Origin of the sequence: Dinoroseobacter sp. S375, assembly GCF_049800775.1 — a bacterium.
In the GTDB taxonomy this organism is placed as follows: domain Bacteria; phylum Pseudomonadota; class Alphaproteobacteria; order Rhodobacterales; family Rhodobacteraceae; genus Dinoroseobacter.
On sequence record NZ_JBNAFR010000005.1, the window covers coordinates 253,144 to 275,433 of the forward strand.

A 22,290-nucleotide genomic window follows, 5' to 3' on the forward strand; every position below is an offset into this window, starting at 1 on the left:
TAGCGCTATGCCCCGCACCCGCGCCTTTCACGAAGCTCCGATGCCCCTCTTTGCCGAGGCGGCGACGCCGGCCCGCCCCGCCAAACCGGCGCAGCAACCTTCCTATATCAAGGATCACCGCAAGCGGCTGCGGCAGCGGTTCCTCGAAGGCGGCGCCGATGCCGTGCCCGATTACGAGCTGCTGGAACTTGTTCTGTTCCGCGCGATCCCCCGGCAGGATGTCAAACCCCTGGCCCGGCGGCTGATCGAGACCTTCGGCGATTTCACCCATGTTCTGGCCGCCCCCCTGCCCCGGCTCCTAGCCGTAGATGGCGTGGGAGAGGCTGTCGCGCTGGAACTCAAGATCGTGGAGGCCGCAGCCCATCGCCTCGCCCGGGGCAAGGTGCTCGACCGGCCGGTGGTGTCCAGCTGGGACGCGCTGCTCGAATACTGCCAGACCGCCATGGCCCATCTCGACCGGGAGCATTTTCGGGTGCTCTATCTCGACAACAAGAACGTGCTGATCGCCGATGAACCCCAGGCGCAGGGCACGGTAGATCACGTGCCGGTCTATCCGCGCGAGATCGCCAAACGGGCGCTGGAGCTGAACGCCTCTGCGCTGATCCTCGTGCATAATCATCCCTCGGGGGATCCGACGCCCTCGGAGCAGGACATCACCATGACCTATGCGATCCGCGATGCGGCGGAGGTTCTGGGCCTGCGGTTGCACGATCACCTGGTGATCGGCAAATCACGCGAAGTCAGTTTTCGATCCGAAGGCTATCTGTAACCGGTCGTTGCCAGATATCGATCCGGCGGGTCATCTCGGCAGACCACTCTTCCCCTGCACAGGCAATCGGCAGGCTGGGCCCGACCGCGACGATCTCGGTCTTGAGGGGCGGGCGATCCGCCCGCGCGGCGGTCAGATCGATGAGCACCTGCTGCGCATCCGCCTGCGCCTGGGCCGCCGTCTCGGCATAGGCGACCAGAACCAACTGTGCGTCGGTTTCGAGCGCTGCCAGGGCATTGAACGCGGCAGCACTCAGGGCGCGAAGGTCCCGAGCGGTTGCGGAGGGCCGGAGGGACAGGCCCAGTTGCGTGGCCCCGTTCAGACCGCGCGCCAGATCCTGCAACACCCGCAACTCCGCCTCATCCGCCGCCGCCATGGCCGCAAAAACCTGTTCCGGCAGGGAAGTCTCGACGGGACGGGCCGAGGGCAGCACATAGCCGGCGCGGCGCAACACGGGCTGCGCCTCGGCAGTGTTCAGGAAGGTCACGAACGCCTCGAGATCCGAGGGCGCGCGACGGTCCGGCGTGTAGAGCGCAAGCGGAAAGATCCAAGGATACCGCCCCAGTGCAACGCCGGTCGCCGTGGCCGCATGGGCCAATCCACAAGCCCCGGCAACCGGCAGAGCTTGCGCCGGGCCCCGCCGCGACAAGGGTAGCAACCCAAGTCCTGAGGGTTGATCGCGCAGCACCGCCGCCAGATCCGCGCCCTGCGCGTGGTAGGTCACCGGCGCACCCGGGGACGCAGCACCGTCATCGAGCTTCGCAAGATCCTCCCCATGGGCGCGGGCATGCAATCGCAACGGCGCCGCCGGATGGCCAAGCGCGGCCCAGTCGGGATCGCGGCTGAACCAGAGCGTGCGAAAGGCCTTCGGTGTCACCGCCCGCGGCGCACGACGTGGCGAGGTTGCCGCGATCAACGCGTCGAAGGCCAGCACGCCTTCCTGCGCTGGCGCGGTCAGATCCCCGATCCCCGCATCCCGCGCAATCGCGCGCTCGTCCTCGGACACGAGCCGATCGCTGAGCACGAGATCCGCCTCGCCCACGGCGAGATCGGCAAAGCCTTCGGCCGGGACCGCGAGGCGCACACGGACGGTGAACCACTGCGCGGCATCGGGGCCGCCGAGCTGAACCTCGAAATGGTTGGAATCCACCGCCACGCGGGAGACGGCAAGATCTCGCCCCCGCGCATAGGCCTGCAACAGCGCAGGAAGCAGTACCGTCCCCGGGCCATGGGCCGCGGTGACCGCAAAGCCGGTCGTCTGGTTGGGCGCGGGGCAGCCCGCCCCGTCGCAGATCACCTGATCCGCGGCCAGAGTGAGACGGCCATGCTGCGCGTCGATCTGGTAAAAGCGGCCATCGAAGGCGTGCAAAGCCCCGGTCACGGCGAAGCCGTCAGAGCGCGATGTCAGGGTGACGGGCTCGGCCCGCACCCCGCCGCAGATCGCGAGCGCGGCGAGCCCGAAGCCGACCGCGCGCCCTATCTTCAGGTGTAGCGCCCGTGGCAATGCTTGAACTTCTTCCCGGATCCGCAGGGACAAGGGTCGTTCCGGCCCGGGTTGCCCCAGGTGCTCGGATCGTCCTCGACAAAGCCTTCGGCGACGGCACCGGCCGCCTCGGCCGGCTGCAGGACCGGCTTCGCCTGTGCCTGCGCCTGGGCGGCAGCGGCGGCCGCGGCCTGCTGGGCCGCGATCTGCTGCATCATCGCCTGCTGCTCTTCCTCGGTCAGGGGGCGGATCTTCCCGAGCTTGTCGGTGATCTCTACCCGCAGACTGTCGAGCATGCTTTCGAAAAGCTGGAAGCCCTCGGTCTTGTATTCGTTCAGCGGATCACGCTGCGCATAGCCCCGGAACCCGACGACCGAGCGCAGATGCTCGAGTGTCAAAAGATGCTCCCGCCACTTCTGGTCGATGGTCTGCAGCAGAACCTGCTTCTCGATGCGCCGCATGTTGTCGACGCCGAACTGCGCGGTCTTGGCGGCCATGAACTCATCCGAGGCCCGCGCCAGCCGTTCGCGGATCTCTTCATCATCGACGCCTTCTTCTTCGGCCCAGCGAATGACATCGGTATCGACCCCGACCTTTTCCAGAACGGCAGCATAGAGCCCATGGGCATCCCACTGATCTGCATAGGTTTTCGGCGGAATGAACTCATCGACGAGATCATCGATCACCTGATGGCGCATGTCCCGGGTGATCTCGGCGACGTCCTCGGTTTCCATGATTTCCATGCGCTGCGAGAAGATCGTCTTGCGCTGGTCATTCATCACGTCGTCGAATTTCAGCAACTGCTTGCGGATGTCGAAGTTCCGGCCCTCGACCTTCGCCTGCGCCTTTTCGAGCGACTTGTTCACCCAAGGGTGGACGATGGCCTCGCCATCTTTCATGCCTAGCGAGCTCAGCACCTTGTCGAGACGCTCGGACCCGAAGATCCGCATGAGATCATCCTCGAGCGACAGGAAGAAGGACGACCGCCCGGGATCCCCCTGACGCCCGGAGCGGCCACGCAACTGGTTGTCGATCCGGCGGCTTTCATGGCGTTCGGTGGCCAGAACGAAGAGGCCGCCCGCATCGAGCACCTTCTGCTTTTCGTCCTGCACCTCAGCCTCGATCCGGGTGCGGATCTCGTCCGGGTTGGCATCCGGCGTCTCGGCCAAGGCCTGCAGTACGCGCATCTCGACATTGCCGCCGAGCTGAATATCGGTTCCGCGGCCGGCCATGTTCGTCGCGATGGTCACAGCATTCAGCTTGCCCGCATCGGCGACGATCTGGGCTTCCTGCTCATGCTGGCGCGCGTTCAGAACGTTATGGGGCACGCCCTCTTTTTTCAGCAGCTGCGCGAGGAACTCGGATTTCTCGATCGAGGTCGTGCCCACAAGGATCGGCTGACCCTTCTCATGGGCCTTCTTGATCGTCTCGACGATGGCATCGAACTTCTCTTTGACCGTGCGGTAGATCTGGTCGTGCTCATCCTCGCGCTGGATTGGACGGTTGGTCGGCACTTCGACCACGCCCAGCCCATAGATCTCGGCAAATTCCTCGGCCTCGGTCGAGGCCGTGCCGGTCATGCCGCCCAGCTTGTTGTAGAGCCGGAAGTAGTTCTGGAAGGTCACCGAGGCGAGGGTGACATTCTCGGGCTTGATCTCGACGCCTTCCTTGGCCTCCAGCGCCTGATGCAGCCCTTCGGACATGCGACGACCCGGGGTCATCCGCCCGGTGAACTCGTCGATCAGCACGACCTCGCCATTGCGGACGATATAGTGCTGATCCTTGTGGAAGATCTTGTGCGCCTTCAGGCCCTGGTTGACGTGGTGCACGACGGTGGTCGATTCCGGATCATAGAGCGATTGCTCCTCCGGCAGGATCCCGGCCTCGTGCAGCTTGGCCTCGAGGAACTCGTTGCCCTCATCGGTGAAGGTCACACCGCGGGTCTTTTCGTCCAGCGTGAAATGCTCGTCGGTGAGCTCGGGAATGACCTTGTCCACGGCCGTGTAGAGGTCGGACTTGTCCTGGCTCGGCCCCGAGATGATCAGCGGCGTCCGCGCCTCATCGATCAGGATCGAATCCACCTCGTCGACAATCGCGTAATTGTGACCGCGCTGGGACATCTGGCTCAGCTCGGATTTCATGTTGTCGCGCAGATAGTCGAAGCCCAGCTCGTTGTTGGTCGCATAGGTGACATCGGCGGCATAGGCCTTGGCCTTCTCATCCTCGGCCTGGAACGGCACGACCACGCCACAGGTCAGCCCGAGCTGCGCATAGACCTTGCCCATCCATTCCGCGTCGCGGCGGGCGAGGTAGTCGTTGACGGTCACGATATGCACGCCCTTACCCGTCAGCGCGTTCAGATAGGCCGGCAGGGTCGCCACGAGGGTCTTGCCCTCGCCAGTCTTCATCTCGGAAATATTACCCTGATGGAGGAAGATCCCGCCCATGAGCTGCGTGTCGAACGCCCGCAGACCCAGCGCACGGCGCGCGCCTTCGCGTGCATTGGCAAAAGCCTCCGGCAGCAGCGCGTCGAGGGATTCGCCGTTGGCGATCCGCTCCTTGAACTCGGCGGTCTTGGCGATCAGCCCCGCGTCGTCGAGGGCTTTGAACTCGTCCTCGAGCGCGTTGATCTTGGCCACGAGCGGGCGGACGGATTTGACCTTGCGATCATTGGGGGTCCCGAAGACCTTTTTGGTGATGGTTCCAAGACCCAGCATTGTCGATATCGTACTCCGGTTGCGGCCCTATCGACCGTTCGTGATCCTTGCCCGAAGCTCCGCGCTTGCCCACGCCTCGGGTGCGGCTTACAAACGGCATCTGAGACGGTGCGGCCACACGGCCCCCGGGGACATACCGCACTTAAGGGGCGGGCCCGAAACTGTCAATGTGGCCTTGTAGACAAGGCGAAAACGCCGCTAACGCGCGTGCAACAGGAGACACCTTCGTGAACATAATCAGCACCCCCCTCGCCCGGCTTGCGCTTGGGATGACACTGCTCTTTCCGATCTCGGCGCAGGCCCAGGATGCGAGCACCGTTCTGGCCACCGTTGGCGGCGAAGAGATCACGCTTGGACACTTGATTGCGGTGGCCGACAGCCTCCCCGCGCAGTTCCAGCAGATGGACGATGATCAGCTGTTTTCGGGTCTTCTTGAGCAATTGGTGCGTCAGGCCGCCATCGCGCAATCCCTCGGGGACACCCTGCCCACTGGGCTCGAACTGTCGCTGGAAAGCCAGCGTTGGGCCCTGATGGCGAACACGGTGATTTCCGGCGCGATCGAAGCCGCCGTCACCGAAGACGCAGTGCAGTCGGCCTATGATGCTCAGTTTGCGAGTGTCGAGCCGGAGCAGGAATTCAACGCATCTCACATTCTCGTGGCAACCGAAGAAGAAGCGCTCGACCTGATCGCCGAGCTCGACGGCGGCGCGGATTTCGCCGAGCTCGCGCAAGCCCGGTCGACCGGGCCGTCCGGCCCGAATGGCGGCTCACTGGGATGGTTCGGCAAGGGCATGATGGTCGCGCCTTTCGAGGCTGCTGTCCTCGCGCTGGAGCCTGGAGGCATCTCGCCCCCGGTGCAGACCCAATTCGGCTGGCACGTGGTACGGCTCAATGACACACGGGATTCCGCAGCGCCCGACCTCGCAGAAGTGCGTGGCACAATCGAAGAGCGGCTGTCCGAGGCCGCCGCCAGTGAGGTCGTGGAGTCCCTGGTGGGCGCTGTCGAGGTCACACGGTCCGAAACCGAGATTGACCCGGCGTTGATCCGCGACACCAGTCTTCTGGACTAAGCCTCATGCGCCGGAACAGGTCCCGCCGCGCGCGCTGGCAAGAAAACGCGCGGCTGCGCAAGGCTCTGCGCGCGCCGAATGCGCCCGCCGGGCCGGTGGTCTCGCCCCTTGCGCCGCCCGAAATGCCCGCGCTGCCCGAGATAGCCGGGCTGCGCCTCGCGACCTGCGCGGCGGGGATCAAGTATCGCGACCGCGATGACGTGATGCTCGCCGAGCTTGCTCCGGGCACGGTCATCGCCGGTGTATTCACCCGCTCGGCAACCCGCTCAGCGCCGGTGCTTGATTGCGAGGCGAAACTGGCGGCAGGGTCAAATCTCGACTCGGGTGCGGCGATCCTCGTGAATGCCGGCAATGCCAATGCCTTCACCGGCAGCGCCGGATCCGGCACGGTCGAAGCGGTGACCGAGGCCTTGTCTGCCTGCCTCTCGGTGCCAGTGTCACGGATTTTCACAGCTTCGACCGGCGTGATTGGCGAGCCGCTGCCCCATGCCAAGATCATCGACCGGCTGGCAGAGTTGAAGGACGGCCTGCACGCGGACGGCCTGCGCGACGGGGCCCATGCGATCATGACGACCGACACCTATGCCAAGGCCGCGACGGCCACGGCGCAGATCGGCGGCACCAAGGTGACGGTCGCAGGGATCGCCAAGGGCTCGGGCATGATCGCGCCCGATATGGCGACGATGCTCGTCTATGTTTTTACCGATGCGGCGATCACGCAACCCGCGCTGCAAACCCTTGTCGCGCGGCTCAATGCGCGGAGTTTCAACGCGATCACGGTGGATGGTGATACATCGACCTCGGACAGCCTGATCTGCGCGGCCACCGGTGCGGCAGATCACGTAACAATCACCGATCCAGATAGCCCCGAGGGCGCAGCCTTTGCCGACGCATTGGGTGCCGTCTTCCACGATCTGGCTCAGCAGGTGGTGCGGGATGGCGAAGGCGCCACGAAGCTGATCGAGGTGGAGGTGACCGGCGCGGCGAGCGATGAGGATGCCTGGGCCGTGGCGCGCAGCATTGCGAACTCTCCGCTCGTGAAGACCGCGGCGGCGGGCGAGGACCCGAACTGGGGACGCATCGTTATGGCCGTGGGCAAGTCGGGCGCGCAGGCGGATCGCGATCGGCTCACCATCCGGTTTGGCGATATCCTTGTGGCCGAGGCCGGTTGGGTCGCGGCGAGCTATACCGAGGAAGACGGGGCCGCCTATATGCGTCGCGAAGAGATCACGATCCACACGGATCTCGGTCTCGGCTCTGGTGCGGCGACCATGTGGACCTGCGACTTCACGAAACGCTATATCGAGATCAACGCGGACTATCGCTCATGAAAATCATATTGGTCTCCGCGGTTGCGCTCGTAGACACAGATGGGCGGGTTCTGCTGGCCCAACGCCCCGAAGGAAAGTCCATGGCGGGCCTCTGGGAATTCCCCGGGGGCAAGGTGGAACCGGGCGAAACGCCCGAAAACTGCCTGATTCGGGAGTTGCGCGAAGAGCTCGGCATCGAAACCTGGGACAGTTGTCTCGCGCCGCTCACATTCGCGTCGCATACCTATGCAGATTTCCACCTTCTGATGCCACTTTTCGTGTGCCGCAAATGGGACGGAATTCCGAAACCTGTTGAGAATCAGGTCCTTAAATGGGTCGAGCCGTCCAAGCTGCGCGATTATCCGATGCCTCCGGCGGACATTCCACTCATCCCGATTTTACGCGATTGGCTGTGACTTCATAAACAATTCGCCCAATTTGTGACCTGCCGCCGAAATTTTAGTAACGTTTTTGTGGCAGTTTTTAGATGAATCAAACCGTTATGAATGCTATATGTGTCTGGCACTACACTGGAGACACACATGCTTCGTACCATCACTCTCGGGAGCTGCGTTTCCATCCAGGGTCTTTTCGTGAAGACGCTGGATAACGGTCGGATTGTTGTGCGTGTGGGAACGCGCACATTTGAAGGTTTGCCGATCGGACACGCAGCCTAACGGTTACGCGATTCAGAACGGAAAAAGGGTGGCCCGAACAGCCACCCTTTTTTTATTGCCATATCGGCTGTGCGAGCAGGCCCCCGAAAGCCGGGGGCCCAAGGGGTCAGTCGAGGCTGCGCTCGACCTCTTCCCGCTCGAAGATCTCGATGACATCGCCGGGGCGAATATCGTCGTAATTCTCGAAGGCCATGCCGCATTCCTGACCGGACTGCACTTCCTTGACCTCGTCCTTGAAGCGCTTGAGCGTCTTGAGCGTGCCCTCGTGGATGACCACGTTGTCCCGCAGCAGACGCACACCGGCAGAGCGGCGCGCCACACCATCGGTGATGAGACAGCCCGCAACCTTGCCAACGCCGGAGACCTTGAAGACCTCCTTGATCTCGGAATAGCCGATGAACTTCTCGCGGATCTCCGCAGACAGAAGCCCGCTTGCCGCCGCTTTCACGTCATCCACAAGGTCGTAGATCACCGAGTAGTAGCGGATCTCGACGCCCTTCTGCTGGGCCGCATTCCGCGCAGGAGCGTTGGCCCGGACGTTGAAGCCGAAGACCGGCGCGCCGGAGGCTTCGGCCAGACCGATATCGGATTCCGTGATCGCGCCCACACCGGAGTGGAGCACGCGCACGCGCACCTCGTCATTGCCGATTTTCTCCATCGCCTGAACGATGGCCTCGGCCGAACCCTGCACATCCGCCTTCATGACGATGGGCATCTCGGTGACATTCTCGTCCGACTTGGCCTTGGCCATCAGCTGTTCGAGCGTCGTGGCGGCCCCGGCTGCGGCGCGCTTCTCTTTCGCGGCGTTCTCGCGGTATTCCGCGATCTCACGTGCCTGCGCCTCGGTTGCCACAACGTTCAGAACGTCGCCCGCTTCGGGCGTGCCATTGAGGCCCAGAACCTCGACCGGAACCGACGGACCAGCCTCGTTCACGCGATCGCCCTTGTCGTTGATCAGCGCGCGGACCTTGCCCCACTGTTCACCCACAACGAAGATATCGCCGCGCTTGAGCGTGCCCTTCTGCACCAGGACCGTGGCCACCGGACCCCGGCCCACGTCGAGCTGGGCTTCGATCACCGCACCCTCGGCCGCTCGATCCGGGTTCGCTTTCAGTTCAAGGATCTCGGCCTGCAGCGCGATGGATTCGAGCAGCTGGTCGAGACCGGTGCCGTTAATCGCGGAGACCTCGACATCCTGCACATCGCCCGAAAGCTTCTCGACGATCACCTCATGCTGCAACAGATCGGTCCGGACCTTGTCCGGGTTGGCTTCGGGACGGTCGATCTTGTTGATCGCGACGATCATCGGAACCTGCGCCGCCTTGGCGTGGTTGATGGCCTCGATGGTCTGCGGCATGACCGCGTCATCGGCGGCCACCACGAGGATGACGATATCCGTCACCTGCGCGCCGCGGGCCCGCATCGAGGTAAAGGCCGCGTGGCCAGGCGTGTCGAGGAAGCTCAGCTTCGTACCGTCATCGGTCTGCACCTGATAGGCGCCGATATGCTGGGTGATCCCGCCAGCTTCGCCGGAGACGACCTTGGCATTCCGGATCGCGTCGAGCAGCGAGGTTTTCCCGTGGTCGACATGGCCCATGACGGTGATGACCGGCGGACGCGGTTTGAGGTCGTCGTCGTCATCCTCGACCGTTGCGATCACGTCTTCCACGTCAGCGTCGGAAACCCGGACCACCTTGTGGCCGAATTCCTCGATGATGAGTTCTGCGGTATCGGCGTCGATGCTCTGGTTCTGCGTGACCATCATGCCCATTTTCATGAGCTCCTTGACCACGTCAGCAACACGTTCGGCCATCCGGTTGGCAAGCTCCTGGACCACGATGGTCTCGGGCAGCTGCACGTCGCGGACAACCTTCTCGCGCTCCTGGCTGCCGCCCATGGCCTTGCGGCGCTCGCGCTCTTGCTTACGCTTCATGGCCGCGAGAGATTTCTGACGCCCGCCATCGCCCGAGAGCGCCTGGTTCAGGGTCAGCTTGCCGGACCGGCGACGGTCATCGCCCTTGCCCTTCTGTTCCTTGCGGGGCTGCGCGCGATCATTGCGATCCTTGCGCGCACCCGACGAGGGCTTGGCCCCACCGCGTCCAGCTTCGGCCGCCTGGGCCGCCGCGGGATCGACAGGCGCCGGATCATTGGGTTTCGCCCGTGCGGCGGGTTTGGCCGCAGCAGCCGCTTCGGCTTTCTTGCGGGCCTCTTCCTCTTCGGCACGCTGACGGGCGCGCTCGGCACGCTCCTGCTCTTCGCGTTCCTTGGCTTCGATCTCGGCCCGACGGCGCGCGCGTTCTTCCTCGCGCGCCTTCTCCTCGGCTGCGCGGCGCTCGGCCTCTTCGGACTCGTTGGCCTTCGCTGCACGCAGCGCACGCAGGCGACGCTCCATCTCCGCATCGGTGGCGCCACCCGGCTTCTTGGGATCGCCGCGACCGCCAGCTCCCTGAGCACCCGGCTTCGGCACCAGAACGCGCTTGCGCTTGGTTTCGACCACAACGTTCTTGGTCCGGCCATGGCTGAAGCTCTGCTTCACCTGTCCGGTGCGGGACCCGCTGCGGAGGCCGAGTGTTTTCTTGCCGTCTGTATCGCTCATACGTCTGTCGTATCCTTTCCGGCGGCGGACCCGCCGTCATCGTTTTCGCGGACGCCTGCAAGCCGCGTGGCTTCCTCTACAACACGCATTGTGAGTCCGCCAGCCGTTAAGGCGCCATGTATCACACTATCGCGGCCAAATGCCAAACCCAATTCCCGGGCGGACAGCCAGCCAATATAGCTTGCCGGGCCATCTGGGGGCCGCAGCTTCGATTTGCCCCGTTCAGAGCCGTCGGCAGCCTGCAAAAGCACGACCACCATGCCGGTATCCAGAGAGCCGCGGACCTTTTCGAATCCACAGATCGCCTGCCCGGCTTTGCGTGCGAGTGCCAGAAGAGACACCACGCGCGCCTGAAGTTGATCTTCGACCTGCGCCACCAGATCGTCCGGCGTCTTCACCGGCGCCTTGGCGGCGCGCGGGAAGAGATTCTTGGTCACGGCGCGGCTGAGGGCCGCGCGTTCAGCTTTGACCCACATCCCCCGACCGGGCAGCTTGCCCGCCAGATCCGGAACCACCGTGCCATCGGGGCCGGTCACGAACCGGATCAGCTTTGCCGTTGGCAGGATATCACCTGTGGCGATGCATTTGCGCGCCGTTTCCGCCGCGCGGTCCTTTTGTCGCCCACCCCGGGTCATGTCAGCGCCCGTGCCTGCGCTCAGGCCTGGGTCTCCTCCTCCGCGGAGCCTTCGATATCGCCCTCCCCGGACGCCTCTTCCTCAGCCTCCGGCTCGAGATCGGCCGGATCGACCCAGCCCAGCTGAACGCGGGCTGTCATCACCAGAAGCTGGGCTTCTTCGAGGGACACATCGAAGGGCTCAAGGACACCATCATCCTTGACGCGCTCGCCATCGATGGTGGTCCAGCCGCCAGCCAGTTCCCAATCCGCGCAGGTCGCGAAGTCCTCGAGGGTTTTCACACCGTCCTTGGCCAAGGCTTCCAGCATTTGGGGTGTAAGGCCCTCGAAGTCAACCAGGCTGTCCTCGACGCCCAGCTCGCGGGCCCGCGCCAGGGCCTGCTTGGCCTGCTCCTCGATGAACTCGCGGGCGCGGGTCTGCAGCTCTTCGGCGGTGTCCTCGTCGAACCCGTCGATGACCAGCAGCTCGTCCTGATCCACATAGGCGACTTCCTCGAGCGAGGTGAAGCCTTCGGACACCAGAAGCTGTGCCAGCACCTCATCCACGTCGAGCGCCTCCACGAACATGTTGGTGCGCTCGGCGAACTCGGCCTGACGACGCTCGGATTCCTGCGCCTCGGTCATGATGTCGATGTCGAGCCCGGTCAGCTGCGAGGCCAGACGCACGTTCTGACCCCGGCGGCCGATGGCAAGGCTGAGCTGCTCGTCCGGCACCACGACCTCGATCCGCTCCGCATCCTCGTCCAGAACCACCTTGGAGACCTCGGCGGGCTGCAATGCGTTCACGAGGAAGGTCGGCTGATCCTCATTCCACGGAATGATGTCGATCTTCTCGCCCTGCAGCTCGTTGACCACCGCCTGCACGCGGGAGCCCCGCATACCGACACAGGCCCCGACCGGGTCGATCGAGTTGTCATAGGAGATCACGGCGATCTTGGCGCGCGAGCCCGGGTCGCGGGCCACGGCCTTGATGTCGATGATGCCGTCATAGATCTCGGGCACTTCCATCTTGAAAAGCTCGGCCATGAATTCCGGCGCGGTGCGGCTCAGGAAGATCTGCGGGCCACGCACTTCGCGGCGCACATCCTTGATGAAGCAGCGGATCCGGTCGTTCGGGCGATAGCTCTCGCGGCCGATCTTCTCGTTCCGGCGCAGCACGCCTTCACCCCGGCCGATATCCACGATCACATTGCCGTACTCTTCGCGCTTGACGACACCGTTGATGATGGTGCCGGCGCGGTCCTGGAATTCCTCGAACTGGCGATCCCGCTCGGCTTCGCGGACCTTCTGCAGGATGACCTGCTTGGCCGACTGGGCGGCGATCCGGCCCATTTCCACCGGGGGGACCTGATCGACGATGGTATCGCCGACCTTGGGATCGTCGAGATAAGGCTTGGCCTGCTCCACGGTCAGCTCGGCCTGATAATTCTCAAGCTCTTCATCCTCGACCACGGTGCGCACGCGGGTGAAGGTCGCCACGCCGGTCTTGCGGTCGATGGACACACGGATGTCCATCTCCGAGCCGTAGCGCGACTTCGCCGCCCGGGCGAGGCTCTCTTCCATGGCCTCGATCACCAGAACGGGATCGATCATCTTTTCGCGGGCCACCGCTTCGGCGGTCTGCAAAAGCTCCAACTGGTTGGCGGAGGTGATTGCCATTCGTCTCTCTCCCCTTACGCGGTGTTCGCGGGTGGTTCATCATCGCCGTCGATGATGGTCTGGATTTCGTCAAACTGGGTTTCGTCCACCTGGCCCGCATCCTTGCGGCCTTTGAGGACATCCCGGATCAAATCGTCAGTCAGCACAAGTTTCGCATCGCTGAGCCAGTCGAATTGCAGGCCAATCGTGCCTTCCTCGATCTCGATCAGCACTTCGCCGTCCTCGGTTCCGACGATATTGCCCTTGAACCGGCGGCGGCCATCGATCAGCTCGGTGGTCTCGATCTTGGCCTCATAGCCCTGCCACGCATCGAAATCCTTGAGCCGCGTCAGCGGGCGGTCGATGCCCGGCGAGCTCACTTCGAGCGTGTAGTTGTCCTCGATCGGATCCTCGACATCGAGGGTCGCCGAGACCGCGGTCGAGATCGCCGCGCAATCATCGACCTCGATCCCGCCCTCGGGCTTCTCGGCCATGATCTGCAGGGTGCGGGTCTTGCCGCTCATGACCCGCAGGCGCACAAGCTCATAGCCCATATCCTCGATCACCGGGGCCACAATGGCCGCGATGCGCTGATCGAGCGTGGTTTTGGCAATCAGATCGGTCACGGGATCGGTCGGCCTTTCTCGGCAGGTCTGGTCGTTGGAAACAAAAAAACGGGCCCTGCGGCCCGTCGGATCAGATCGGTGGAGGCTTCGGTTTGGACCCGCAGCCGCCGCTGTTGAAGGCGATATACGCGCGAATCCCCCTCGGGACAAGCCCCCGAGGCGCTCAGGCGTTGAGATCTTCGAGCAAGCGCCCGTGTTTCTTGGTCTCGGCCAGCAAATCACCGAAGGTTTCGATCCCTTTGGCCTGCAGCATCGGCAGGATCTTTAGGAACACTTCCGTGGTGGCCAGCGCATCGCCGAGGGCCGTGTGCCGGGCCTCTTCGGGGATGGTGACGTGAAGCCGCTCGGCAATCGCATCCAGTGAATGCTGGGCCGTTTGCCCATAGATCACCGCCGAGAGCAGCACCGTATCGAGCACCGGATGATCGAACCGCGCGCCCATCTCGCCCTGCTTGCGATAGAAGAACGCCATATCGAAAGGCGCGTTATGCGCAATCAGAACGGCCCCGTCGCAGAAATCGTGAAACGCTTTGCCCGCCGTCAGGAAATCCGGCGCATCCGCGACCATGGCATCGGTGATCCCATGGATATTCGTCGCCGAGAGCGGGATCGGGCGGTTCGGATTGACCAGCGTGTCAAAGACCTCGGTCTTGACCATCTTGCCATTGACCACCCGGCAGGCCGCGATCTGACACACCTCGTCGCCGCGATCCGGCAAGAGGCCCGTCGTCTCGGTGTCGAAAATCACGTATTTCAGGTCGTCGAGCCGATGCTCCATCACATCCCGCGACGGGCGCGCATGGAGCAGGTCGAAATCAAACGCGGTCTCGCGCGGGATCGAGATCGGCCATTGGCAGGGCGCATCCGTGCGCGGCGCATCCCGCAGGGTGAGGATATAGCCCGGCTCGATCTCGCTATCGGGCAAGGGCTCGACCAGACGCATGCCGACGCCAAGACGCAGCCGCCCTTCATTCAGTTCAAGCCGCATATCCGCGCAGCTTTCGCGCGGCTGCGCGATGAGCTGGGCATAGGCCGCCTCGACCGGCGCGGCGTCGAGCACAGTTGCCAGCGACCGGTCCAGCCCGATCCCGCCCAACGGCTCCAGCAGGGTCCGGGCCCGGCCATTATAGAAGACCACCTGATGATGGGCATTGCAGAGCACCACGCCCGTGGGCAGATCGCAGAGCAGCGCCTCCAGATGGCTCTTTTCCGCCGCGAGCAGGGTCGTCTCGCGCATCACCGCCTGTGCCAGCCCGTTCTTCATATCCGACAGATTGGCCGTCACGGCCGCCGCCGCCGGCGCGAGATCGCCGAGATACTTGGCCGTGCCCTGATCGAGGTCGCGTTCCACATCCGCATGGGCTCGGGCGCGCATATCCGTGGCAAGGTTTTCCAGCGCCTTGGCGACATTCTCGTCAAAAAGCAGCCAGACCCAGGTAACCAGCGACAGGATCACGAACCCCGCCACTGCACCGCTGGTGATAAAGGCCGACAGCGCGTCGGCACTGCCGAGCTGGCGGTATCCCAGCACGAGCGCCCCCGCCACGGCCAGAACGGCCCCCCCAGCGACAAAGGCAAAAAACAAAAACACGCGCAGTCGTAAACTCAATGTCTCCAACATCGCACTCCCCCTTCAGATCGTTACGTGCACACAGCCTCCAGCAAGGGATCATCCGCCTCCACGGTGATCCAGTCTGCGTCCACCAAAGCTCCCACTTCATCAAACTCGATACCGTCCGCGAGGTCCGCGCGCCTTGACCCAACGCAATCCACGGCCACGGGCACCTCGCTGCCAAATTGCCACCGCTCCATGGAGACGAGCGGGACGATCACCTGATCGGGCTGGGTGTCGTTGCGCATGGCCCGCGCAAGATCCACCGCCAGAAACCGGCTCACAAAGGGCTTCACGTAGCTCCAAGGCTGATAGAAGGTCTGCTGCTCATGCACGACGAGGATCTCGACGCCCTCGGGCAGCTGGCTGACCGTCCGGTCGTACCAGGAATACTCGCTCCAGACGGTGAAGCCGATCATGGCGAGCCCGGCCGCAATCGGCAGCATCGCCCGGGGCAACCGCCCGCCGGAGATCCGGTTCAGCAAAAGGACGACACCGGCGACGCCGAAGCCGATGACGAATGTGGCAATGAGTTCGAGAAACATACGGCGCTTTCTTTAGGTGACCGCACCCCGGCCGGAGCCGACGGCGGATTGCATGGTTCGGATCACCACGAAGGCGTCCCGCAAGTGGCTGCGCTCGAAATCCGAGAGGCTGGTCGGGGACATGTAGTTGTCCGGCTTCTCGCCCGCGCGCACCTGCCGAGCTTGCTGCTGTAGCCGGGATTCCGCAATAAGGTCGTAAGCATCCAGCAGATCCGCCGCCCCGGAGGTGGAGATCACCCCGTTCTCTTTGGCGGCTTCGAGCCGGGCGCGGGTGTTGACCGCCGTCAGCCGGGCCTGCAGGGCGTAGACCCGCCCCAGATCCACCACAGGCACAACGCCGTTATGCTTCAGATCGAGCTGGTTCTTGTGCTCGCCCGACTTGATCGTCGCAAAGCCCCGGAACATGCCCAGCGGCGGCGTATGCTTGAGCGAGTTGGCGATCATATGGGTGACGAAGATGCTGTTGGCCGAGGCCGCCTTGAGCGTCGCTTCCTGCAGATCCTCGAACAGGCTCTGCTCCCCGCCAATCCCGCGCAGGTCGAACATGACCGAGGCAAGCATCTGCGCCTCATTGTCGGGCTTTGCGATCCATTTCTGGAAATAGGACTTCCAGACCCGCAGCGGCTGACGCCAGCGATCCGCCGTCGCCATCATGTCGCCGGGGCAATAGACATATCCCGCCTCGTTCAAACCGTCGCAGACGAAGGTTGCGAGCGCCTTGAAATAGGCGTCCATGCCGGGGGTCATGGCGTCATCGATGATCAGGCAATTGTCCTGATCCGACACGCCGGTCTGTTCCTGCCGGCCCTGACTGCCACAGGCGAGCCAGAGATAGGGCACGGGCGGGGGGCCGAGGCTCTCTTCGGCCAGTGTCAGAAGGCGCCGTGTCGCGGCATCGGCGATGTCGGTGATCAGCCGGGTGACAACCTCGTGCGGGTTGCCCGCCCCGACCAGCTGCGCGAGCAACTCGGGCAGCCGCTTGGTGACCAGCGCGATTTCGGACGGGGTCTTGGCATAGACAATGTCATGAACCAGCTGCGCCGAGGACAGCGCCTGGAATCGGATCAAATCGGTCTGGGTGACAATGCCCACAAGCGCGCCCTTGTCGGTGATCGGCAGGTGGCCGATCCTGCGCTCGAGCATGGTATGCAGCACGTCCGATCCCAGCGCATCGGGCGACAGGGTGATCGGGTCGCGCGCCATCAGTTCCGAGACCGGGCGCTCGGTGGCGATGCCATCGGCCACGACCCGGGTCATGTCCCGCACGGTGAGAATGCCGGCCAGTCGCCCGCCCTCCATCACCGCCAGAGACGAGACGCGCTTGGCATGCATCAGATGGGCGGCCCGCTTGATCGTGGCATCGGCGGTGATCCCAAGGACCTGCCGCGTCATCAGCTCGGAAATCCGGGCCGTGGCCAGATCGGTCTTGCGGATGTCGGAACCGCGGGAGCGGTCAAAGAATTTCGCGATGGCCGGATGGGCCTCGATGAGCTCGTGATACACCTCGACCGGCACCACCAGCAGCTCGGCATCGCTGGCGCCGGTGGCGGTGGTCACGGCTAGGCCGTCACGCGCCAAACCGCGCTCGCCGAAACTGTTGCGGACCCCGAGATGGGAGATCTGCGCACCGGTCTCGTCGGCGATCGCGACCTCGCCGGCGGCGATCACATAGACCCCGCGCAAAGTCTCGCCGAGGGCATAGATCGTCTCCCCGGCGGCAATCTCGACCCGCTCGACGCGGCCTGCAAGGGCGGCCAGCTCGGCTTCGGTCAGACTGTCATAGGGATGTACATGGGCGAGGAACGCCTGGATCTTCGTCAGGTCTTGCAACATGTTGCACGCTCATCAGCTGGAACCGAGGAAGAATGCGCCCCGACCTGAAACAGGCCGGGACGCAAGGATTTGGGGTGGGATGGGACCGGGTGGGCCGGTCCCATCCAGAGGAGGAGCTTAGTGGTCAGCAGCCGCTGCGCCTGCACCCTTGGGGATGCGCACGCTTTCGACCAGTTCGACGATCTCATCCGGCACCGGATCCGTCGCTCTGGACACGAAGTAGGCCGTCGCGAAGTTCAGGGCCGCACCAACCGCGCCGAACGAGGTCGACTTGATGGTCAGCAGAAGCGGATCGCTGTCATCGAAGCTGTTGGTGCCCGGGATGAAGAACCAGCCCTTGTGCAGGAAGATGTAGATCAGGGTTGTCACCAGACCCATCAACATACCGGCAACCGCACCCTTGTTGTTGATGGTCTTCGAGAAGATACCCATCATCAGCGCAGGGAAGAGCGATGCTGCCGCCAGACCGAAGGCCAGAGCCACGGTTTGCGCCGCAAAGCCCGGCGGGTTCAGACCCAGATAGGTGGCCACACCGATGGCAACCGCCATGGAGAGACGCGCCGTCAGCAGCTCGCTCTTCTCGGACATGTTCGGTGTCAGCTGACCCTTGAAGAGGTCATGCGACACAGCCGAGGAGATCGCGAGCAACAGACCCGCCGCCGTGGACAGAGCCGCAGCCAGACCACCCGCAGCGACCACCGCGATGACCCAGCCCGGAAGCTGTGCGATCTCGGGGTTGGCCAGCACGAGGATGTCGCGGTTCACGGTCAGCTCGGAGCCCTGCCAGCCATTTGCGGCTGCGGTTTCTGCGAAGGCTGCGGACTTGTCGTTGTACCACTGGATCTGACCGTCGCCATTCTTGTCTTCGAACTTCAGGAGGCCGGTGACTTCCCAGTTCTTCATCCAATCGGGGCGTGCTTCATACTCGAGCGGCTGCGCTTGCGTGCCGTTCGGGTAGACCGTGTCGATCAGGTTGATCCGCGCCATGGCGCCAACCGCCGGAGCCGTGAGATACAGCAGGGCGATGAAGATCAGCGTCCAGCCAGCGGACCAACGGGCGTCAGCCACGCGGGGCACCGTAAAGAAGCGCATGATCACGTGGGGCAGACCCGCGGTACCGATCATCAGCGAGATCGTGAAGAGCAGCATGTTCAGCGTATCGGCATGGTGGCCCGTGTAGGACGCAAAGCCGAGCTCCTGAACCACCTGGTCAAGCTGCTGCAGGAGCGGCTGGCCAGAGGACACATGCGTGCCGAACAGACCCAGACCCGGGATCGGGTTGCCGGTCAGCTGCAGCGAGATGAAGATCGCCGGGATCGTGTAGGCGGTGATCAGAACGCAGTACTGCGCCACCTGGGTGTAGGTCACACCCTTCATGCCGCCGAGAACCGCATAGCAGAACACAACGCCCGCGCCGATGAAGAGGCCGGTCGCATTGTCCACTTCGAGGAAGCGGGAGAAGGCCACGCCCACGCCGGTCATCTGACCGATCACGTAGGTGACGGAGGCGACGATCAGGCAGATCACGGCCACCATGCGCGCGGTCGGCGAATAGAAGCGGTCGCCGATGAATTCCGGCACGGTGAACTTGCCGAACTTCCGCAGATACGGAGCCAGCAGCAGCGCCAGAAGCACGTAACCACCGGTCCAACCCATCAGGAAGGAGGAGTTGTCATAGCCGGTGAAGGCGATGAGGCCCGCCATCGAGATGAACGAGGCCGCAGACATCCAGTCTGCCGCTGTCGCCATACCGTTGGTGACCGGGTGAACACCGCGACCCGCGGCGTAAAACTCAGATGTGGAACCCGCACGGGCCCAGATCGCGATGCCGATGTAAAGCGCAAAGGTCGCGCCAACCACCAGCAGGTTCAAGGTAAACTGATCCATTGTTCCGTGTCCCTCGGATTACTCTTCGACGCCGTATTCTTTGTCGAGGCTGTTCATGCGCCAGGCGTAGAAGAAGATCAGTGCCAGGAATACGAGGATCGATCCCTGCTGGGCGAACCAAAAGCCCAGGTCTGTTCCCCCCACCGCGATGCCCGAAAGCAACGGACGCAGTAGAATGCCAAATCCGAACGACACAAGCGCCCAGACTACGAGGCAGATTTTCACAAGGCGAATATTGGCCGCCCAGTAGCCACTATTGTCAGAATTGTCCGACACGACTCTCTCCCTTTCCAAAATCAGGAAGACGCCCCTGCGCGAGGCGCTCCCATGGGTTATCCCAAAACACGCTTAACGATAGTCTCAAGCGAGGATGCAACCTCATCGATCGCCGCCATGGCATTGATCTCGGTCAAACTGCGCTTTTTGTCGTAGTAGGTGATCAGGGGTGCCGTCTGGGCGTGATAGGCCTTGAGCCGCTCGCGCACCGTCTCAGCGTTGTCGTCGGCACGACGCTTCATGTCCGTGCCGCCGCATTTGTCGCAAGTGCCTGATTTCACAGGCGCCTTGAACGTATCGTGATAGCCTTCGCCGCAGCTTCCGCAGGTGAAGCGACCGGAAATCCGCTCGACCATCGCCTCGTCATCCACCGCGAGCGAAATTGCCGCATCAATACCTTGGTCGGTATCCGCCAGCAGCGTGTCCAGCGCTTCGGCCTGAGCCGTGGTGCGCGGGAAGCCGTCAAGAATGACCCCGGCCTTCACATCGTCATCGGCCAGTCGATCCTTCAGGATCGCCAGAACGATCTCGTCAGAGACCAGCCCACCGGATTCCATCACGGCCTTGGCTTCCTTGCCCGCCTCGGTCCCCGCCGCCACAGCCGCGCGGAGCAGATCTCCGGTGCTGAGCTGGACCAGGCCGAACTTCTCTTCGAGCATCCGGGCCTGGGTGCCCTTGCCGGCCCCCGGAGGGCCGAGGAGGATCACATTGACGGTTTTCGCGGTTGTCAGAGTTGCGCCATCCATGTCGATCACCCCTTATTCATTCTGTTTTCGATGAGGTCGTCGACGACGGAGGGGTCTGCGAGGGTTGATGTGTCTCCGAGGGCGCCGAAGTCGTCTTCGGCGATTTTGCGCAGGATGCGGCGCATGATCTTGCCGGAGCGGGTTTTCGGCAGGCCCGGGGCCCATTGGATCAGATCCGGCGCGGCGATCGGGCCGATCTCGGTGCGGACCCAGGTGCGCAGCTCCTTGCGGAGCTCCTCGGAGGGCTCTTCGCCATTCATCAGGGTCACGTAGCAATAGATGCCCTGGCCCTTGATCTCGTGCGGGTAGCCGACCACGGCGGCCTCGGCGACCTTGGCATGGGCCACCAGCGCGCTTTCGACCTCGGCGGTGCCCATCCGGTGGCCCGAGACGTTGATCACGTCATCGACCCGGCCGGTGATCCAGTAATAGCCATCCGCGTCCCGGCGGCAGCCATCGCCCGAGAAGTAGTAGCCCTTGTAGTCCGAGAAGTAGGTCTTCACGAAGCGCTCATGGTCGCCGTAAACCGTGCGCATCTGGCCCGGCCAGCTGTCCTTGAGGCAGAGCACGCCCTCGCATTCGGTCGCGGTGATCTCTTCGCCCGTGGTGGGCTCGAGCACGACGGGCTGGACGCCGAAGAAGGGCGTGGTGGCCGAGCCGGGCTTCAGGGCCGTGGCCCCGGGCAGCGGCGTCAACAGGTGACCACCGGTCTCGGTCTGCCACCAGGTGTCGACGATCGGGCATTTGCCCTTGCCCACATGGTCATTGTACCAGTTCCAGGCCTCGGGGTTGATCGGCTCGCCCACGGTGCCCAGCACCTTGAGCGTGCTCAGATCGCATTTCTCGACAAACTCCGGCCCCTTCGCCATCAGCGCGCGGATCGCGGTGGGGGCGGTGTAGAACTGGGTGACCTTGTGCTTGTCGCAGACCTCCCAGAAGCGGGACGCGTCCGGATAGGTGGGCACGCCCTCGAACATCACCGTGGTGCCGCCATTGGCGAGCGGGCCGTAGACGATGTAGCTGTGGCCGGTGACCCAGCCCACATCGGCCGTGCACCAGTAGATATCGCCCTCATGCACGTCGAAGACGTATTTCTGCGTCATCGCCGCATAGAGAAGATACCCGCCCGAGCTGTGCACCACGCCCTTGGGCTGACCGGTGGAGCCGGAGGTATAGAGGATGAACAGCGGATGCTCGGCCTCGACCTCGACGGGCATGTGGTGGTCCGAGGCCTCCAGCGCCATCTCGTTATAGTCGAAATCGCGCCCGTCGACCCAGGTGGTCTGACCGCCGGTGCGCTTGACCACCAGCATCTTGACGCTGTCCTTGGTGTGCAGCAGGGCCGCATCCGCATTGGATTTGAGCGGGGTCTGACGGCCGCCACGGGGGGCGTAATCGGCCGTGATGACAACCTTGGCATCCGCACCGTTCACACGGGCGGCCAGGGCGTCGGGGGAGAAGCCCGCAAAGACGATCGAATGGATCGCGCCGATCCGCGCGCAGGCGAGCATCGCATAGGCCGCCTCGGGGATCATCGGGAGATAGAGGATGACCCGGTCGCCCTTGCGCACGCCCATCTCTTCAAGAACATTGGCCATCTTGCAGACCGAAGCGTGCAAGGCCTTGTAGGTGATGTGCTGGGCCGGCTCGGCGGGATCATCGGGCTCGAAGATGATCGCGGTCTGATCCCCGCGCGTGGCCAGATGCCGGTCGATGCAATTGGCCGCCACGTTCAGCGTGCCATCCTCGAACCATTTCACATGCACATCATCATGCGCAAAGGACGTGTCCTTCACCTTCGTATAGGGCTTGATCCAGTCCAAAGACCGACCATGCTCCCCCCAAAACCCCTCAGGATCAGAAACCGACGC

General features: G+C 63.6%; 17 protein-coding genes. 4 read left to right on the top strand and 13 right to left on the bottom strand.

Annotation, left to right across the window (positions count from 1 at the left end):
* Positions 1 to 7: 7 nt before the first annotated feature.
* Complete coding sequence (radC, locus tag ACP150_RS13650) at positions 8 to 769, top strand: RadC family protein (RefSeq protein ID WP_424967207.1); 762 nt, start codon at positions 8 to 10, stop codon at positions 767 to 769.
* Here radC and ACP150_RS13655 read toward each other — a convergent pair.
* The gene (locus ACP150_RS13655; protein WP_424967208.1) at positions 741 to 2,273 is read right to left on the bottom strand and encodes a hypothetical protein; all 1,533 of its coding nucleotides are present in this window, start codon (positions 2,271 to 2,273) and stop codon (positions 741 to 743) included. The two genes, radC and ACP150_RS13655, sit on opposite strands and share 29 nt — an antisense overlap.
* Positions 2,252 to 4,969: a preprotein translocase subunit SecA gene (secA, locus tag ACP150_RS13660; protein WP_424967209.1), complete on the bottom strand. Its 2,718-nt coding sequence runs from the start codon at positions 4,967 to 4,969 to the stop codon at positions 2,252 to 2,254. Before secA ends, ACP150_RS13655 begins: the two co-directional genes overlap by 22 nt.
* 227 nt (positions 4,970 to 5,196) lie before the next feature.
* Here secA and ACP150_RS13665 point away from each other — a divergent pair, with 227 nt between their 5' ends.
* From ACP150_RS13665 to ACP150_RS13675, 3 genes are all read left to right on the top strand, one after another.
* Positions 5,197 to 6,039 carry a peptidylprolyl isomerase gene (locus ACP150_RS13665; RefSeq protein WP_424967210.1) on the top strand — a complete coding sequence of 281 codons (843 nt, stop codon included), beginning with the start codon at positions 5,197 to 5,199 and terminating at the stop codon, positions 6,037 to 6,039.
* A gap of 122 nt (positions 6,040 to 6,161) precedes the next feature.
* Positions 6,162 to 7,370, top strand: coding sequence for a bifunctional glutamate N-acetyltransferase/amino-acid acetyltransferase ArgJ (gene argJ, locus ACP150_RS13670; protein WP_424967229.1), 1,209 nt, complete (start codon positions 6,162 to 6,164; stop codon positions 7,368 to 7,370).
* Positions 7,367 to 7,765 (top strand): (deoxy)nucleoside triphosphate pyrophosphohydrolase, encoded by a 399-nt coding sequence (locus tag ACP150_RS13675; RefSeq protein WP_424967211.1) that lies wholly within the window; start codon positions 7,367 to 7,369, stop codon positions 7,763 to 7,765. Before argJ ends, ACP150_RS13675 begins: the two co-directional genes overlap by 4 nt.
* A gap of 367 nt (positions 7,766 to 8,132) precedes the next feature.
* On the opposite strand, the gene infB is transcribed toward ACP150_RS13675, so the two are convergent.
* The 11 genes from infB to acs all read right to left on the bottom strand — a co-directional run.
* Positions 8,133 to 10,622, bottom strand: coding sequence for a translation initiation factor IF-2 (infB, locus tag ACP150_RS13680; protein ID WP_424967212.1), 2,490 nt, complete (start codon positions 10,620 to 10,622; stop codon positions 8,133 to 8,135).
* Positions 10,619 to 11,257: an RNA-binding protein gene (locus ACP150_RS13685; RefSeq protein ID WP_424967213.1), complete on the bottom strand. Its 639-nt coding sequence runs from the start codon at positions 11,255 to 11,257 to the stop codon at positions 10,619 to 10,621. Before ACP150_RS13685 ends, infB begins: the two co-directional genes overlap by 4 nt.
* Positions 11,258 to 11,277: 20 nt before the next feature.
* A complete protein-coding gene (nusA, locus tag ACP150_RS13690; RefSeq protein ID WP_424967214.1) occupies positions 11,278 to 12,915 on the bottom strand; it encodes a transcription termination factor NusA in 1,638 nt (545 codons plus the stop codon).
* A gap of 14 nt (positions 12,916 to 12,929) precedes the next feature.
* Positions 12,930 to 13,520, bottom strand: coding sequence for a ribosome maturation factor RimP (gene rimP / locus ACP150_RS13695; RefSeq protein ID WP_424967215.1), 591 nt, complete (start codon positions 13,518 to 13,520; stop codon positions 12,930 to 12,932).
* A gap of 163 nt (positions 13,521 to 13,683) precedes the next feature.
* Positions 13,684 to 15,111 carry an exonuclease domain-containing protein gene (locus ACP150_RS13700; protein ID WP_424967216.1) on the bottom strand — a complete coding sequence of 476 codons (1,428 nt, stop codon included), beginning with the start codon at positions 15,109 to 15,111 and terminating at the stop codon, positions 13,684 to 13,686.
* Positions 15,112 to 15,161: 50 nt separating this feature from the next.
* Positions 15,162 to 15,677 (bottom strand): hypothetical protein, encoded by a 516-nt coding sequence (locus ACP150_RS13705; protein ID WP_424967217.1) that lies wholly within the window; start codon positions 15,675 to 15,677, stop codon positions 15,162 to 15,164.
* Between the two features lie 12 nt (positions 15,678 to 15,689).
* On the bottom strand, positions 15,690 to 17,510 hold the full coding sequence (locus ACP150_RS13710) for a putative nucleotidyltransferase substrate binding domain-containing protein (protein WP_424967218.1): 1,821 nt from the start codon (positions 17,508 to 17,510) through the stop codon (positions 15,690 to 15,692).
* A gap of 117 nt (positions 17,511 to 17,627) precedes the next feature.
* Positions 17,628 to 19,397, bottom strand: coding sequence for a sodium:solute symporter family protein (locus ACP150_RS13715; RefSeq protein ID WP_424967219.1), 1,770 nt, complete (start codon positions 19,395 to 19,397; stop codon positions 17,628 to 17,630).
* 18 nt (positions 19,398 to 19,415) lie between these two features.
* A complete protein-coding gene (locus tag ACP150_RS13720) occupies positions 19,416 to 19,673 on the bottom strand; it encodes a DUF4212 domain-containing protein (protein WP_424967220.1) in 258 nt (85 codons plus the stop codon).
* A gap of 56 nt (positions 19,674 to 19,729) precedes the next feature.
* Positions 19,730 to 20,419 carry an adenylate kinase gene (locus tag ACP150_RS13725; protein WP_424967221.1) on the bottom strand — a complete coding sequence of 230 codons (690 nt, stop codon included), beginning with the start codon at positions 20,417 to 20,419 and terminating at the stop codon, positions 19,730 to 19,732.
* A gap of 5 nt (positions 20,420 to 20,424) precedes the next feature.
* The coding region (acs, locus tag ACP150_RS13730) for an acetate--CoA ligase (protein WP_424966580.1) at positions 20,425 to 22,290 on the bottom strand (1,866 nt) is incomplete at its 5' end.

Coding starts and splice junctions, on each gene's coding strand:
- radC (WP_424967207.1), top strand. CDS start 8: ATGCCCCGCACCCGCGCCTTTCACGAAGCTCCGATGCCCCTCTTTGCC.
- secA (WP_424967209.1), bottom strand. CDS start 4,969: ATGCTGGGTCTTGGAACCATCACCAAAAAGGTCTTCGGGACCCCCAAT.
- argJ (WP_424967229.1), top strand. CDS start 6,162: ATGCCCGCGCTGCCCGAGATAGCCGGGCTGCGCCTCGCGACCTGCGCG.
- ACP150_RS13675 (WP_424967211.1), top strand. CDS start 7,367: ATGAAAATCATATTGGTCTCCGCGGTTGCGCTCGTAGACACAGATGGG.
- infB (WP_424967212.1), bottom strand. CDS start 10,622: ATGAGCGATACAGACGGCAAGAAAACACTCGGCCTCCGCAGCGGGTCC.
- ACP150_RS13685 (WP_424967213.1), bottom strand. CDS start 11,257: ATGACCCGGGGTGGGCGACAAAAGGACCGCGCGGCGGAAACGGCGCGC.
- nusA (WP_424967214.1), bottom strand. CDS start 12,915: ATGGCAATCACCTCCGCCAACCAGTTGGAGCTTTTGCAGACCGCCGAA.
- ACP150_RS13705 (WP_424967217.1), bottom strand. CDS start 15,677: ATGTTTCTCGAACTCATTGCCACATTCGTCATCGGCTTCGGCGTCGCC.
- ACP150_RS13710 (WP_424967218.1), bottom strand. CDS start 17,510: ATGTTGCAAGACCTGACGAAGATCCAGGCGTTCCTCGCCCATGTACAT.
- ACP150_RS13715 (WP_424967219.1), bottom strand. CDS start 19,397: ATGGATCAGTTTACCTTGAACCTGCTGGTGGTTGGCGCGACCTTTGCG.
- ACP150_RS13725 (WP_424967221.1), bottom strand. CDS start 20,419: ATGGATGGCGCAACTCTGACAACCGCGAAAACCGTCAATGTGATCCTC.